Below are 15,476 nucleotides of genomic sequence, written 5' to 3'. Positions count from 1 at the left end.
TGCGCAGACTGGGGGGACTTTTGCGATTTCGAGCCGGCGGGCCTGAATCCGGCTCACGAAAGTGAGATCCGGCAGTCCTTGAAACTCGTGTGCCGGTTCGCTAAGTTCCTGCCAAATCAACGGGCACGGCTCGGGCGCTGATCGTTCGCGCAGACCCTCGTCGTGTATGGGTTTGCGCCGGAGTTTGACTGGCGCAGTCGATTTTGCTGGCTGGCAGCCGCTCTGGCTGCTGGAGTTACAAGGAAAACTCGCATGGCAACAAAGTACGTCTACTACTTCGGCGACGGCAAGTCAGATGGCAGCGCCAAGCAGCGCGAGCTGCTGGGGGGCAAGGGCGCCAATCTGGCCGAAATGTCCAACATCGGCCTGCCGGTGCCGGCCGGCTTCACCATCACGACCGAAGTCTGCACGTACTACTACGCCAACAATCGCCAGTATCCGCCGGAACTGGCTGCCCAGGTCGACGAGGCGATGGCCAAGGTCGAAAAGACGATGGGGAAGAAGTTCGGCGACAGCAGCGATCCGCTGCTGGTCTCGTGCCGTTCGGGCGCCCGCGACTCGATGCCCGGCATGATGGACACGGTGCTCAACATCGGTCTGAACGATACGACCGTCGAGGCGCTGGCGAAGTCCTCGGGGAACGAACGGTTCGCCTGGGACAGCTATCGCCGGTTCGTGCAGATGTACGGCGACGTCGTGCTCGGCATGAAGCCCGAGAAGAAGACGGACGCCGATCCGTTCGAAGAGCTGCTTGAGAAGAAGAAGCATGCCGCCGGCGTCGAATTCGACAGCGATCTGAGCGTATCGCAGCTCAAGGAACTGGTGGCCGAGTTCAAGGCCGCCATAAAGAGCCGGACGGGGAGCGATTTTCCGAGCGATCCGAAGCAGCAGGTCTGGGGGGCCGTCGGTGCCGTGTTCGGGAGCTGGATGAATGATCGCGCGATGGTTTACCGCCGGACTTACGGCATTCCCCACGAGTGGGGCACGGCCGTGAACGTTCAGGCGATGGTCTTCGGCAACCTGGGTGACGACTGCGCCACCGGCGTGGCCCTGACCCGCGACGGCGCACTGGGCGTGCCGGGATATTGCGGCGACTACTTGATCAACGCTCAGGGTGAAGACGTTGTCGCCGGCATCCGTACGCCGAAGCGGATCGAAGAGACGCTGGCGAAGGAGATGCCGAAGGCTTACGAAGAGCTCGACAGCATCGGCAAGATCCTGGAGAACCACTATAAGGACGTTCAGGACATCGAGTTCACGGTCCAGAAGGGCAAGGTCTGGATGCTCCAGACCCGCAACGCCAAGCGAACTGGCTTCGCCGCCGTCCGGATCGCCGTCGATCTGGTGGACGAGGGCAAGATCACCGAGATCGAAGCGCTGTCGCCGAAGCGGATTCCGGCCGACGACCTGAATCAGCTCCTCCAGCCGGTGTTCGACCTGGCGGGCAAGCAGGCCGCCGTAAAGAACGATCAACTCCTGACCAAGGGGATCAACGCCGGCCCCGGTGCGGCCTACGGCCAGATCTGCTTCCATGCCGACGACGCGGAAAAGAAGTTCCTCGCCAATCCGGCAGTGGAGCTGATTCTCGTCCGTCGCGAGACGACTCCGGAAGATCTCCGCGGCATGAAGGCGGCGAAGGGAATTTTGACGGCGTTCGGCGGGGCCAGCTCGCATGCGGCTCTGGTGAGCCGGCAGATGGGCAAGGTCTGCGTGGTCGGCGCGTCCGAGCTGAACATCGACTACGAAGCGGCGACGCTGAAAGTCGGGAGCAAGCTGCTGAAGGAAGGGGATTACATCAGCCTCGACGGCTTCACTGGCGAAGTCTTTGCCGGCAAGGTGCAGACGAAGCCGAGCGAAGTGATTCAGGTGCTGATCCACAAGACGATGAAGCCGGAGGAATCGCCGGTCTATCAGCGTTTCGCCAAGCTGATGGCGTGGGCCGACAAGCACCGCACGCTGGGGGTGCGGACCAACGCCGACGAGCCGAAGCAGGCGAAAGAAGCCGTTTCATTCGGGGCGGAAGGGATTGGCCTGTGCCGGACCGAGCACATGTTCTTCGATCACGTCGACGAATTCCGCGAGATGATTCTGGCGGACGATCTGCCGACGCGAGAAAGGGCGCTGGTGAAGCTGCTGCCGTTCCAGCGGGGAGACTTCGCCGGGTTGTTCCGGGCGATGGAAGGTCGTCCGGTGACGATCCGACTGCTGGATCCGCCGCTGCACGAGTTCCTGCCTCACGATCATGCGTCGCAATCCCTGCTGGCGGAGAAGATCGGGATTCCGGTCGAGGCGATTACTCGTCGAGTCAGCGAACTGCACGAGTCGAACCCGATGCTGGGTCATCGCGGCTGCCGGCTGGGGATCGTGATGCCGGAGATCACGGCGATGCAGGCGCGGGCGATTTTCGAGGCGGCCTGCGAAGTGAAGAAGGAAGGCATCGACGTCAAGCCGGAAGTGATGATTCCGCTGGTCGGGTATGTCACGGAATTCAAGAACCAGGAGAAGGTCGTCCGGGAACAGGCCGAGAAGGTCTTCGCCGAGACCGGCGTGAAGGTCGACTACCTGGTTGGCACGATGATCGAAGTTCCGCGGGCCTGCGCCGTGGCGGATCAGATCGCCGGGAGCGCCGAGTTCTTCAGCTTCGGCACGAACGACCTGACGCAGACGACCCTGGGGATGAGCCGCGACGACTACGGCGGGTTCATCAACTACTACAAGGAAAACGACATCGTTCCGAACGATCCGTTCCAGGCGATCGATCAGAGCGGCGTCGGTACGCTGATGAGGATGGGTGTTGAGAAGGGACGCAGCCAGCGTTCGAAGCTGAAGATCGGGATCTGCGGCGAACATGGCGGCGAGCCTTCGAGCGTGGTGTTCTGCCACGAGATCGGGCTCGATTACGTGAGCTGCTCGCCGTTCCGCGTGCCGATCGCCCGGCTGGCGGCGGCTCAGGCTGCGGTGGCGGCTCAAAAGAAGTAGAGTTGGTCCCGTCTGCTGCGGGTCGGGGGATGACAGGCAAAACAGAGTCGCCCGGAAGACTTCGCGTCTTCCGGGCGACTTTGATCGGGGCGGGTTCTCGGCTGTTTTGATGGCCGGATCGAGCATCTTTTTGCAAAATTTGCAGAATCTGGCCTTTGCCGGGGGATGGGATGCCGATAGTATCCTTGAAATGCTCGGGAAGACCGTGCATTCAAGGAAGGTGTACACCGGCTTCCCCCGCCTGGTGTGCTGACAGGATGTTCCGTTTCGGAGCCGGTCGGCGTCGAGGCGGCGGGGGTTCTGGAAATGGATCTCCCTCTTAACGGCAGGCGACCAATGGTGATCTGGGAAGTTCCTCCGCCGATGTGAGCTGCGTGGCGTCTCGCTGCGGTCCGCCGGGATCGCTGCCCGCCGCGACGGCAGGCTCCGTCTGTCGCCCGTTCCCGCCCTGCTCCCTCCTCATGATTCTGCTGTTTCGTTTCCGTTCGGCAGATTTCTTCCAGGCGCAGACTGGCCCCGGCTTTTGAGTGGTCGACGGCTGTGCTGCATTGTTCCCTCCGGATTGTGTTACAGGTTCCATGGCAGTCAATCTTTCGCTCTACCGCAATATTGGTGTTTCCGCTCACATCGACTCGGGCAAGACGACCTTGTCGGAGCGTATTCTGTTCTACTGCGGCCGAATCCACAGCATTCACGAAGTGAAGGGCAAGGACGGCGTCGGCGCGGTCATGGACCATATGGAGCTGGAGCGCGAGAAGGGGATTACGATTACCTCGGCCGCCACCCAGGTGACGTGGAAAGACTACACGGTCAACGTGATCGATACGCCGGGTCACGTGGACTTCACGGTGGAAGTGGAGCGCAGCCTGCGCGTGCTGGACGGCGCGATTCTGGTGCTGTGCTCGGTGGGTGGCGTTCAGAGCCAGTCGCTGACGGTGGACCGCCAGATGAAGCGGTACAAAGTGCCCCGGATCGCGTTCATCAACAAGATGGACCGGACGGGAGCGAATCCGGACAAGGTGATCACGCAGATCCGCGAGAAGCTCAACGTCACGCCGGTTCCGCTGCAGATCCCGATGGGTCGCGAGATGGATTTCCAGGGAGTGATCGACCTGATCGAACAGCGCGCCGTGTTCTTCGACGGGGAAGACGGCGAAGTCGTGCGTTACGAGCCGATTCCCGAGCAGTTCCAGGCGAAGGCCGCGGAAGCCCGTCAGGAGATGCTCGAAGCCCTGTCGATGTTCAGCGACGATCTGATGACGGCGCTGCTGGAAGAACAGGAAATTGGCGTCGAGGAGATCCGCAAGGTTGTCCGTCAGGCGACGCTGGCCCATCAGATTACTCCGGTGATGATGGGAAGCGCTTACAAGAACAAGGGCGTGCAGGAGCTGCTCGACGGCGTAACCTATTTCCTGCCGAGCCCCATCGATCGCGAGTTGACCGCCATCGACCTCGACAAGAAGCCGCCGACCGACGGGACGCCGACGGAGCCGAACTGGAACCGCGTGCCACTCGAATCCACCCCGGACAAACCGCTGGTCTGCATGGCGTTTAAGACGGTCGTCGAGCAGTACGGTCAGCTCACGTACACGCGGCTCTACCAGGGCAAGATCGTCAAGGGAGACAGTTACATCAACACCCGTACCGGGAAGCGGATCCGTTTCGGCCGGCTGGTGCGGATGCACTCCAACGAACGTCAGGACGTGGACTCGGCCGAGGCCGGCGACATTATCGCGCTGGTCGGCGTCGACTGTGCGTCGGGCGATACGTTCTGCTCGGAAGGGACGAACTACGCGCTGGAAAGCATCTTCGTGCCGGACGCGGTCATCCGTCTGTCAATCGAGCCCGTCAAGCGCGACGGCGCCGATCGACTGGGGAAGGCGCTGGAGCGCTTCCGCCGGGAAGACCCGACGTTCCGCGTCATGACCGACGAAGAGACCGGTCAGACGCTGATTGCCGGGATGGGCCAGTTGCACCTGGACATCTACGTCGAACGGATCAAGCGCGAGTACGGCGTGGAATGCATCGTCGGTCAGCCGCGGGTTGCATACCGCGAATGCCCGACCCGGTCGGTGGAGTTCAACTATAAGCACAAGAAGCAGACGGGCGGTTCGGGGCAGTTCGCACACGTCGTGGGCGTGATGGAGCCGCTTCCCGAAGACGCCGTGCTGCCGTACGAATTCGTGAACGAAGTCAGCGGCGGTCGGATTCCGAAGGAATACATCGCGCCGGTCGACAAGGGGTTCCAGCGGGCGCTGGTCAAGGGGCCGCTCTGCGAGTGCGAAGTGGTGGGCGTGCGGATGCGTCTGCAGGACGGCAGCTACCACGACGTCGACTCGTCGGAAATGGCATTCGACATCTGCGGCTTCGACGCGATGCGAGAAGTGCTCGGCAAGGCCGACCTCGGATTGCTCGAACCGATCATGAAGCTGGAAGTGGAAGTTCCCGACGAATACCAGGGTGGCGTCACGGGTCACCTGGCCAGCAAGCGGGGCGTGATCAATTCTTCGGATACCGGTTTCGGCATCGCCGTGATCAACGCCGAAGTGCCGCTTTCGAGCATGTTCGACTACGCCAACGAACTGCGGTCGATGACGCAGGGCAAGGGGACGTTCACGATGGAGTTCGCCAAGTACGCCATGCTGCCGCGCGGGCTGCAGGCTGAAGTTGTCGAGAAGCGTCGTAAGGAGAAGGCCGAGCGGGCTGCTGCGAAGTAGTCTCCCGATCGCTTCAGGTTCCAATGACAGCCCCCCGTCGCAGCGACGGGGGGCTGATTTGTTATCGGGTGGAGCGATTCGCTATCTTTCAGGGGCGAACTGAGAGCCTGCCGCCACGAGGGGAGTTGAAGCATGTTGGCCGGAGAGATGTATGCGCCGGGGAAAATCCGGTTGATTGAAGTGCCGGAACCGGTGCTGCCCCCCTCCCCTCCCGCGGGCTGCAGCGGCCAGATCGTGTTTCAGCCCGAGACCACCTGCCTGTGCGGTTCGGATCTGCCCTACTTCGGCGGCAGCGACGAGTGGCCGATCGAAATCGGCCACTCGCTCCACGAGATGATCGGAACCGTGGTGGCGACAAACGGAGACCGGTGGCGGGCCGGGGATCGCGTGCTGGCCGTTCCGGAAATGCAGCAGGGACTCTTCGAGCGGTTCGTGCTGGACGAAGGACGGGCGATCGAGGTTGACCGGCGCGTGCCGGAGGAGCAGGCGCTGATGGCGCAGCCGCTGGGGACGGCGATCTTCGCGCTCAAGAAGCTGCCGAACATGCTCGACCGAACGGTGGCGATCGTCGGCCAGGGGCCGATGGGGCAGCTCATGAACGCCTGCCTGAGGAACTTGGGGGCTCGGGAAGTCGTCGGGATCGATCTGCTGGAGAGCCGGCTCAGGACCAGCCGGCTGATGGGGGCCACCGCGACGATCTGCAACGCGACGGAGTCGCCTGTCGAGACCCTGAAGGAGATCCTCGGGGGCGAGTTGCCGGATGTGGTGATCGAGTGCGTCGGCCACGGACACAGTCCGTTTAATCTGTGCATCGATCTGTGTCGCAGGAATGGCGTGCTGCTGTTCTTTGGCGTGCCCGGTCCGCTGGTGGACGGACTGCGATGGAGAGATCTGTTTTTTAAGAATGTCACGGTGCATACAAGCGTCAATCCGGACTTCCAGCGGGATTTTCCGCTGGCGATGCGCTGGATCGGCGAAGGTCGCATCGATGTCGGCCCGATGATCACGCATCGGTTTCCGCTGGCGCAGATTCAGCAGGCTTTCGAAACGTTCCGGGATAAGGTCGACGGAGCATGCAAGGTGCTGGTCGACTTTCCCGCGAAGCGCGCCTGAGCACGACTCTGCGAGATGCTTCCGCTGCAATCCAGGCGATTGGTTTGAGACTCCGAATGCGAACAGGCGAGCTTGCCCGACGGGTCGAACTGGCGTGTCTGCTGGAAGCGGCGGCGCGGAAGCCGGGCAATGTGCATCCGTGGGCCGCGTTCGACGACTTGGGCTTCGAGGACTTCGTCCGGGCTGCCGAGGCGGTGGCTCCGTTTCTCGCCGGGACTTGCAAGCTCGGTCTCGGCATGGCCATTCTGCTGGCAGTCCGCGCCACGCGGCGATCGGTCGCCACGAACGCCAATCTGGGGATCGTTCTGCTGCTGGCGCCCTTGTGTGCTGTCCCCGAAGGAGTGCGAGCGGAGGATGGAATCGGCGATGTGCTGGGAGCAACGACGATCGAAGACGCGAGCTACGTCTATGCCGCGATTCGGCAGGCGAATCCCGGCGGGCTGGGTACGGCGGGTGAGCAGGACGTGGCCGACGTTCCCACCTGTACGCTGACGGAGGCGATGCGGCTGGCGGCAGACCGCGATCTAGTGGCGCGGCAGTATGCGCAAAACTTTGAAGATGCGTTCTGGCTGGCTGCCCGTTTGGACGTCGCAAGTTTGTCGAACGCCGGGCGGACGTCGACGTGGGACTCCACGATCATCGAGGGATTCCTGCAGATGCTGGTGCGACGGCCCGATACGCTGATCGCGCGGAAGTGCGGGACAGAGGTCGCCGGCGAAGCGTCCCGCCGGGCTGAGTTCGTTCTCACCAGGGGCCGGTCGGGTCAACTGACGGAGAGTCCGGCTTATGCGGACTTCGACGCCTGGTTGCGGGGCGACGGACATCGCCGCAACCCAGGGGCGACGGCGGACCTGATGGCGGCGGCGCTGTTCCTGGTTCTGTGCGAGATCGAGTCGGCCGCGCTGCCGCCGATCGGCCAGATTCTGGGGTGGGCAGGCGTCTCCCGGTAATTCACCCTGCCGGTTCGGCGATTCTGCGCAAGTGGCGTGATCTGTTGCGAAAGATCTTGCGTTCCCGATGCCGGAGCGGTGTTATGGAATTGAACCCTCCTGCCGGAGGGGTGTCTGCCGAGTCGCTCGCTGCAAACACATGGGCCGATCATTGCGACGACATCAGCCACTGGAAGATCGGCGGTCCAGGCAGACTGGACGCCGCTGTTCCAGTCGGTTCGGGAGGCTGGATCATGCGTCGAACCGATGCGGGAGTCGCGTCGAGGACGAAGGCAGAGACGACGGATTCGATGCTCTGTCACTCACCGTTCGCCACGGCTCAGATCGACAAGGGAATGGTGACTGCGGCTAATGACCGGTTCTTGTGGCTGTTCGGATTGTCGGTCGAGGATCCGGCCAATGTGTCGATCGAGACGCTGTTGCCGGAGTGGCGGCAGCTCCTCGCGGGATTAACTTCCGGCGGGGCGGCCTCCGCCGTCAACGAGTTGCTGCAGTGGACTTGCATGTGTCCGCGCGGTCGACCGGCGCAGCAATGTCTGGCGCATCTGTCGATGGATGTCTCCGACGAGAGCATGCTGCTGACAGTGATCGACGCTCCGGAGGATCTCGATACCAGCAACATGTTTCGAGAGATCATCGACAAAACGTCGGCCGTCGTCTACCTGAAGGATCTCGCGGGAAGGTACCAGTTCGTCAATCGGCAGTTCGAAGAGTTGTTTGGAGTCCAGCGGCAATCCGCCGTTGGACTGACCGATTTTGATCTCTTCCCCGACGCGATGGCCCGCGATTTCCGGCTGAACGACGAACAGGTCGCGATGTCCGGATTGCCATTGAATACGGAAGAAGTGGCGCCGCACCCGGACGGCTTGCATACCTATATGTCCGTGAAGTTTCCCTTGCGCGGACCGAACGATTCCGTGGTGGCCGTCGCGGGAATCTCGACGGACATCACGGAACTCGAGCGGGCGAACCGCGAAACGCGCCGGCTTCGCGACGAGCTGCAGCTTGTCCTGGACTCGGTCAAAGACGGCCTGATCGGCGTGGACTGCCGTGGGGCGATCACATTTGCCAATCGTGCCGCTGGCGGGATTTTGCGGGAACCGGCGGCGCGGCTGCTGGGAGGACGGCTGACCAGCTCGTTCGGCAGCCAGGGGTTCAGCGACGCACTGCAGTCCGTGCTCACTGGGGCGGCGAACGGGACGGCCAGCGTCGATCGCGTGTCTCAGGGATTGAACTTGCCGTTGCCCGTCGAATATACGATCGCTGCGCTGGCTGACACGGGACAGGCCACGCGGGCGGTGGTCACGTTTCGGGATCTGTCGGAACGGATGGCTCGCGAGCGAGTCGAGCACGAACTGCTGGCGGCTCACGCGGTACAGAAGTCGCTCTATCCGCACGAAGCACCCCTGTGTCCCGGGTGGGACGTTGCCGGAGCGGCGTTTCCGGCGGCATTGGCCTGCGGCGACTACTACGATTTTCTGTGTTTGCCGGGGAACCGTCTGGCGCTGGTGATCGGCGACGTCAGCGGTCACGGACTGGGGTCGGCGGTTTCGATGGTGGAGACGCGCGCGTACCTGCGGTCGCTGCTGCTGTCGGGGGTGAAGCTCCCGGAAGCGATCGAATGTCTGAATGAGTTTCTGGTCGTCGATCTGCCGGAGGCTTCGTTCGTGACGCTGTTCGTCGCTGTTGTGGATCTTGAAAGTCGGGAGCTGACCTACGTCGGCGCCGGCCATCCGGGGTATTGCCTGCGCGCGGACGGATCGCGTGCGACGTTGCCGAGCACGGCGACGGTGCTGGGATTCTCCACGCGCCTGACGTTTCCCGAATCGGCTCCGTTGAAGCTGTCTTCCGGCGATGTGCTGGTCCTGCCGACGGACGGCATTCAGGAGTGTCTCTCCGAGGACGGGGAGTTTTTCGGCGTCGATCGATTGCTAGGGCTTGTCCAAGCCGACCGTCACCGTCCGTCGGCGGAACTGGCGATTTCGGTCTATCAGGCCTGCCAGCAGTTCGTCGGCGCGCGGCCTCAGCAGGATGACATTTCGCTGGTGGTCGCGCGGGTTCTGGATCAGTCCTGACTGCGTGGCGGTCTGGCGGTCTACCGCAGCAGAAGCTTCTGAGCCAGTCAGGCGGCTGGGACCCGCTCTCCGGTCCGATCAGCCGCGTCACTCCGTTGTGAAGGATGCTGACGGCATTGAGGCAGTCAGCGAGGGGCGCCGCGCATTTTCAGCCCCATCGAGATCTGGCATCAGAAGGGCCGTCGTTGTCACCGTCCTCAACAGGCATTGGAGCGTCGTGTCGTTGGGAATCTGTTCACTCTGTCCGGGCGGGAAGGTGGAATTCCAGCGGAAGGCACCGCAATCGATACCGGCGTCCTCGTGAAACTTGAGGAATTCTTTGGAGGGACGCACAACCCCGGAGACCCGAGGGAGCGGGCTGGGGCTGCGATTTGCACCAGTGCTGGACGCAAAATCGCCGCCGCGCGGCGTGATCGTGGGGCAGGTTTGATTGCCGTCTTTTCCGGTACGAGGGCGGCCTGAAGTTCGCGATCTGGCGATGTGTGCAGTGCCGGCTGACGAATGAGGCCCGCCAGAATGCTGTCCGGATCGTTGCTGCCAGTTCTGGAGACCGCCGCTCCCGCGACACCCTGCGCGGGCTGTTCCGCGAGCTGTTGTCGCGAGTATGCCGTCCCGCTGACGGCCAACGATGTGGCGCGGATTGTGGCCGATCAGTCGCTCGACTTCTGGGATTTCGTCTGTCGCTGGGAAGACCGGGACGGGCTGATTTCCCGCGGGATCGTGCCGCACTTTCGCTTCGAGGACGATCCCGAAAACCGATTCGTGATCGGGCTGAGACCCGTGGAAAGTCGGCAGCTTCCCGGGACGCGGATGTGCCGATTCCTGGACGAGGCGAGCGATTCTCAGGGCTGCGGCAATTCCGCCCGATGTTCCGTTTATGAGTCACGTCCGGTCGTCTGCCGGGTCTTTCCGTTTCGATGGGATTCGAACGGTCGGGTGGCCGTTCAGCCGGGCGTGGAGCGGGGAGCGGAGGAAGTGGCCGGTCGACCGGCTCTCTGCCCGAGTCGCTGGAACCTGACCGACGAGCAAAGTGAGCAGGCTGCAGCGGATCTGGAACAGTGCCGCGAAGAAATGGCAGTCCTCAGGCTTCTGGCGGAGCGCTGGAATCGGCACCCCGGACCCTGGGAGCTGTTCCCGGAATTCCTGCGAATTGTCAGTGCCCGGCTTAACCTGGTCGAGGCCTGAGTCACGTTGAAGCCCTGTTGCGCTTCGTTTGCAGCTCCGAACCACCCCCGCGTATAGTGTGTCGGACTGAGCGGGCGATTCTGCGCCCGAGGTCCGTCTATTCAGCGACAGCGAAGGGGTTTTCCGTGTTTGGAACGATGGCGGTGGTCGGGGCGACGGGAGCTGTGGGCCGCATCATGCTGCGGCTTCTCGAAGAGCGGCCGGAACTGGCGCGCAATTACCGGTTTCTGGCGTCCGCCCGCAGCGCCGGCTCCAAACTCACGTTCAAGGGGCGCGAATACACCATTGAGCTGCTGGAGCCGAAGGCTTTCGCCGGAGTCGACCTGGTCGTCGCCAGTACGCCGGACGAAGTTGCGGCGGAATTCCTGCCGGCCGCGGTCGCCGCAGGGTGCAAGGTGATCGACGAATCCGGGTACTTCCGGATGAAGCCCGACGTGGCGCTGGTGATTCCGGAGATCAACCCGCAGGACGCGCTGAATGCGAAGGGAATCATCGCCAGCCCGAACTGTTCGACAACGCAGATGGCGATGGCACTGAAGCCGCTGCACGACGCGGCCCGGGTCCGACGAGTAGTCGTCAGTACGTATCAGGCGGTCAGCGGCGCCGGACTGCAGGGAACGGAGGATCTGCTGGAGGGGACGCGGTCCCAGCTCAACGGCGACGCCTACGAGTACAAGGCTTTTACCTCCCCGATCGCATTCAACGCGATCCCGCAGATCGGCGGCTTCAAGGAGGGGGGCTACACCAGCGAAGAGCTCAAGATGGTCTATGAGACCCGGAAGATTCTGGGAGACGAGTCCATCCAAGTCTGTCCGACGTGCATCCGGATTCCCGTGGCCAACTGCCACAGCGAAACGATTCTGGTCGAGACGGAACGTCCGGTGAGTGTGGAAGAGGCCCGCCAGCTCTTCTCGAATTTCCCCGGCATCCGGGTCGTCGACGATCAGGTTGCCGGCGGATATCCGATGCCGAGCAACTGCACGGGGAGTGATCTGGTCTTCATCGGCCGGATTCGCAAAGACCTGTCGCACCCCAACGGGCTGGCTTTCTGGTGCGTCAGCGACAATCTCCGCAAAGGCGCCGCCACAAACGCCGTGCAGATTGCCGAACTGCTGGCGAAGCACGCCGGCTGAGCCCCCTCCCTCCCCTGCTCTCTCCCGAGATCGAGCCTTTCTGCGAGAATTGATCCGCCATGCAGCCCTTTGTTTACCGCAACGACGAACTGTACTGCGAAGATGTCCCGGTGTCGCGCCTGGCGGCCGAGTACGGGACGCCGTTGTGGATCTACTCGAAGGCGTTCCTGCGGCATCAACTCGGCCAGATTCAGCAGGCGTTCGCCGCGGCCGAGCCGGTGATCTGCTACTCCGTCAAAGCGAACTCGAATCTCGGCATCCTGCAGGTCATGCACGAGGCCGGGAGCAGCTTCGACGTTGTTTCCGGGGGCGAGCTGTATCGCGTCAAGGCGGCCGGTGCGGATCCGACCAAGGTGGTCTTTGCGGGCGTCGGCAAGACGGACGAGGAGATTCGCTTCGCCCTCGAAAACCGGATTTTGATGTTCGATGTCGAGAGCGAAGCCGAACTGGACGCGATCTCCCGCATCGCCGCCGAGCTGGGCGTCGTGGGGCCGATCGCGCTCCGCCTGAATCCGGATATCGACGCGAAGACGCACGCCAAGACGACGACCGGGAAAAAGGGAAACAAGTTCGGGATGGACATCGAACGGTTTCAGGAGCTGGCGGACAAAGTGCTTCGCGATCCGCATCTGGAGCTGCTCGGCATTCACATGCACCTGGGATCGCCGATTCTCACCACGGAGCCATATGAACTGGCCGGCCGCAAGGCGGTCGAAGTCGTTCAGTCGCTGCGCGCGAAGGGGCACAACATCCGCTGGCTGAATCTTGGCGGAGGCTTCGGGATCAGCTATCGCCAGAACGAAGGGCCGGCGGCGTCGGTCTATGCGGAAGTCATCGTGCCGGCGGCACGGGAGGCGGGCTGCCGGCTGGTTCTCGAACCGGGGCGGTTTGTCGTCGGCAATTCGGCCGTGCTGGTGAGTCGGGTCGTCTTTACGAAGCGAGAAGGGGGCAAACTGTTCGTGATTCAGGACGGGGCCATGAACGATCTGATTCGTCCGGCGATGTACGATTCGTTCCACCGGCTGTGGCCGGTTCGGCCGCAGGTCGCGATGCCGGAAAACGTCGAGGGGGAAATCCCGGGTTGCGAGAAGACCGACGTCGTCGGTCCAATCTGCGAGTCGAGCGATTACTTCGCGAAGGACCGCTGCCTGCCGCCGCTGAAACGCGGGGATCTGCTGGCGACTTTCAGCGCCGGGGCATACGGCATGTCGATGAGCAGCAACTACAATTCCCGGCCGCGCGCTGCGGAGATTCTGGTTGACGGCAGCAGCGTGAAAGTGATCCGCCGCCGCGAAACGTACGCGGATCTCGTGGCCCACGAATTGCCCGAATAGCTGGGCCTTCGTTTTCGACGACGCCGGAAGGCTCCGGATTCGGCTCTCTCAGGGGGACGGAGCCGCGAGAAGGTCGTCGGCCTCAGCCAGAGACTCGACAAACGCCGACAAAACGTCCTGGGCGGACAGATGGCCGCAGGGAGAGACGAGCTTGTCGATCTGCTCATGAGATCGGGCGCACGCGACAATTTCGCCGATCGGGCCGACATGCTCGAGGACGGCCTGCCGGATCGCGTCGGAAACCGAGAGCGTGCCGACCAGCCCGGAGAGCGGGACGCGAAAAATGGCATCCAGGCCTGAAACCAGACCGGCCGTGAAGGATTCGCTGGGATCGACCGTTCGCAGCTTTCGCGCCAGCCGTTCGCAGAGCAGCGCCCGGCGGACCGCTGTCGCGACGACTTCCGACTGCCTGGCTTCGAGGCCGCTGAGGACCAGCAGCATGGCGAGCGTTCTCACGCCGCTCAGCCCGATCAGCGTAATGGCCTGCCGGAGCGAATCGATATTCCGGCGCAGACCGAACTTGGAAGAATTGATGTACCGCAGCAGCTTGTAGCTGAGACTGCCGTCGGACTTGAAGATCTGCTCGACGGCGTCGATCGAGACCTTCGGATCCGACAGCCTGGAAAGGAGCTGCAGGACGGCGGCCTGGCCGGTATTGAGCTGCCGTCCTGCGACCATCTTGGGCCGGCAGAAGAAGTATCCTTGAAAAAAGTCGAAGCCGAGCGCGTGGCAGTGGTCGAAGTCTTCCTCCGTTTCGACCTTCTCTGCCAGGACCTGCACTGAATAGCGCCGAAACTGCTCCAGGTGGCGCCCCCACTCCGAGCGGGGCGCCAGCGGGAGCTCCATCTTGACGATTGTCGCCAGGCTCAGGAGCGGCACCAGCTTTGGTTCAAAGAGGACGTCGTCGAGCGCGATGGTGTAGCCGTGCCGGCGCAGCTCTTTCACGCCCAGGATCAACTCGTCGTCAATTTCGACGTTTTCCAGAATCTCCAGGACGAGCTGATCGGGACTGGCTGGCAGGGGATACTTTCCGACGAGAAACTCGCGCGGCAGATTCACGAATGCCTTTCGGTCGCCGACGAGATCGTTCAGACCGACCGACACAAACGCATTCAGCAGCAATTGCGCCGTCGCTTCGATGGGGTTCGAGATCTTGGCCGCGTTGGCCGAATTGCTGCGGAATAGAAGCTCGTAGGCGACGACTCGCAGCGAACGATCAAAGATGGGCTGTCGCGCCAGATAGATATCGACGGCAGCAGCGTCGGACGGGCTGGAAGATTTGGAGTCGACCGACATTTCGCCCTGTCGTTGATGAGCACAAGAAGGGGCTCGCTCCCGAAAACGAGTCGTCGCCGTGCTTGTACATCGTCACTACTGATTCGTCGAGAGCAGGAAATCCGTGGCTTACAAAGTCACAGGAAATGTAGTCGCCCGTGAATGAGCGAGAACACGTAATTCGCCATTGCTCGTGCGGAGAGGCGCAACGCGGGAGCTCGTTCGACCGGCAGGCATGAATGTTCGACGGGTGTCGGAAAATCTGTGACGGGTGTTGCAGTCATCACACACAATGTCGCGGATCGGGAACTTGATCCTATACCGACGCGCAGGCCGCTATCGCCGCCTCGCGCGTCGGAACGATCGGCCAGAGACGGTCGAGGTGCGTGACTTCCAGAACTTCGCGGCAATACTCCTGCACGCCGCAGAGGACCAGCCGACCCTTCTGGCCCTGGTTCAATCGATTCCAGGCGCGAAACAGAGCTTCGATGAACGACGATCCGAAGAATTCGACATGCGACAGGTCGAGGACCAGTCGGCCGGCGGTGCTGCTTTCTGCGGCGGCGACGAGACCGCGGCTGATATCGGCGATTACGGGTTCGTCGAGGTGCTTGAGGCGTGCCGGAAACTCCACGATGGTGATGTCTCCATCATGGCTCACCTGCACGAGGGATTCTTCCGTCATGACTGTCTGCACCTTACTGGAAAAAGGCTT

The 15,476-nt window shown here is 62.5% G+C and carries 10 protein-coding genes; 8 read left to right on the top strand and 2 right to left on the bottom strand.

What is annotated here, in order from left to right; all coding sequences use genetic code 11:
- Positions 1-252 precede the first annotated feature (252 nt).
- The 8 genes from ppdK to lysA all read left to right on the top strand — a co-directional run bounded on the left by ppdK (position 253) and on the right by lysA (position 13,486).
- Entirely contained in the window at positions 253-2,979 is a 2,727-nt protein-coding gene (gene ppdK, locus SH412_RS12995) for a pyruvate, phosphate dikinase (protein ID WP_336523947.1), read from the top strand.
- Between the two features lie 578 nt (positions 2,980-3,557).
- On the top strand, positions 3,558-5,696 hold the full coding sequence (gene fusA / locus SH412_RS12990) for an elongation factor G (protein ID WP_336523946.1): 2,139 nt from the start codon (positions 3,558-3,560) through the stop codon (positions 5,694-5,696).
- Between the two features lie 132 nt (positions 5,697-5,828).
- Positions 5,829-6,809 carry a zinc-dependent alcohol dehydrogenase gene (locus tag SH412_RS12985; protein WP_336523945.1) on the top strand — a complete coding sequence of 327 codons (981 nt, stop codon included), beginning with the start codon at positions 5,829-5,831 and terminating at the stop codon, positions 6,807-6,809.
- A 56-nt stretch (positions 6,810-6,865) separates the two neighbouring features.
- Positions 6,866-7,759, top strand: coding sequence for a triphosphoribosyl-dephospho-CoA synthase (locus SH412_RS12980; RefSeq protein ID WP_336523944.1), 894 nt, complete (start codon positions 6,866-6,868; stop codon positions 7,757-7,759).
- A gap of 233 nt (positions 7,760-7,992) precedes the next feature.
- Positions 7,993-9,834 carry a SpoIIE family protein phosphatase gene (locus tag SH412_RS12975; protein WP_336523943.1) on the top strand — a complete coding sequence of 614 codons (1,842 nt, stop codon included), beginning with the start codon at positions 7,993-7,995 and terminating at the stop codon, positions 9,832-9,834.
- Between the two features lie 516 nt (positions 9,835-10,350).
- Positions 10,351-11,019: a YkgJ family cysteine cluster protein gene (locus SH412_RS12970; RefSeq protein ID WP_336523942.1), complete on the top strand. Its 669-nt coding sequence runs from the start codon at positions 10,351-10,353 to the stop codon at positions 11,017-11,019.
- Positions 11,020-11,144: 125 nt separating this feature from the next.
- On the top strand, positions 11,145-12,152 hold the full coding sequence (locus SH412_RS12965) for an aspartate-semialdehyde dehydrogenase (RefSeq protein ID WP_336523941.1): 1,008 nt from the start codon (positions 11,145-11,147) through the stop codon (positions 12,150-12,152).
- Positions 12,153-12,211: 59 nt separating this feature from the next.
- Entirely contained in the window at positions 12,212-13,486 is a 1,275-nt protein-coding gene (gene lysA, locus SH412_RS12960; RefSeq protein ID WP_336523940.1) for a diaminopimelate decarboxylase, read from the top strand.
- A 48-nt stretch (positions 13,487-13,534) separates the two neighbouring features.
- On the opposite strand, the gene SH412_RS12955 is transcribed toward lysA, so the two are convergent.
- Positions 13,535-14,782: an EAL and HDOD domain-containing protein gene (locus tag SH412_RS12955; protein ID WP_336523939.1), complete on the bottom strand. Its 1,248-nt coding sequence runs from the start codon at positions 14,780-14,782 to the stop codon at positions 13,535-13,537.
- Positions 14,783-15,077: 295 nt separating this feature from the next.
- Positions 15,078-15,446, bottom strand: coding sequence for an STAS domain-containing protein (locus SH412_RS12950; protein ID WP_336523938.1), 369 nt, complete (start codon positions 15,444-15,446; stop codon positions 15,078-15,080).
- Between the last annotated feature and the right edge of the window lie 30 nt (positions 15,447-15,476).

The sequence above is a fragment of the Planctellipticum variicoloris genome, from assembly GCF_030622045.1.
Lineage (GTDB): Bacteria > Planctomycetota > Planctomycetia > Planctomycetales > Planctomycetaceae > Planctellipticum > Planctellipticum variicoloris.
This window is presented reverse-complemented; position numbering and strand designations above follow the sequence as displayed.

Excerpts from the sequence above, each read along its gene's own strand:
- ppdK (WP_336523947.1), top strand. The coding sequence starts at position 253 with ATGGCAACAAAGTACGTCTACTACTTCGGCGACGGCAAGTCAGATGGC.
- fusA (WP_336523946.1), top strand. The coding sequence starts at position 3,558 with ATGGCAGTCAATCTTTCGCTCTACCGCAATATTGGTGTTTCCGCTCAC.
- SH412_RS12985 (WP_336523945.1), top strand. The coding sequence starts at position 5,829 with ATGTTGGCCGGAGAGATGTATGCGCCGGGGAAAATCCGGTTGATTGAA.
- SH412_RS12980 (WP_336523944.1), top strand. The coding sequence starts at position 6,866 with ATGCGAACAGGCGAGCTTGCCCGACGGGTCGAACTGGCGTGTCTGCTG.
- SH412_RS12975 (WP_336523943.1), top strand. The coding sequence starts at position 7,993 with ATGCGTCGAACCGATGCGGGAGTCGCGTCGAGGACGAAGGCAGAGACG.
- SH412_RS12970 (WP_336523942.1), top strand. The coding sequence starts at position 10,351 with ATGCTGTCCGGATCGTTGCTGCCAGTTCTGGAGACCGCCGCTCCCGCG.
- lysA (WP_336523940.1), top strand. The coding sequence starts at position 12,212 with ATGCAGCCCTTTGTTTACCGCAACGACGAACTGTACTGCGAAGATGTC.
- SH412_RS12955 (WP_336523939.1), bottom strand. The coding sequence starts at position 14,782 with ATGTCGGTCGACTCCAAATCTTCCAGCCCGTCCGACGCTGCTGCCGTC.
- SH412_RS12950 (WP_336523938.1), bottom strand. The coding sequence starts at position 15,446 with ATGACGGAAGAATCCCTCGTGCAGGTGAGCCATGATGGAGACATCACC.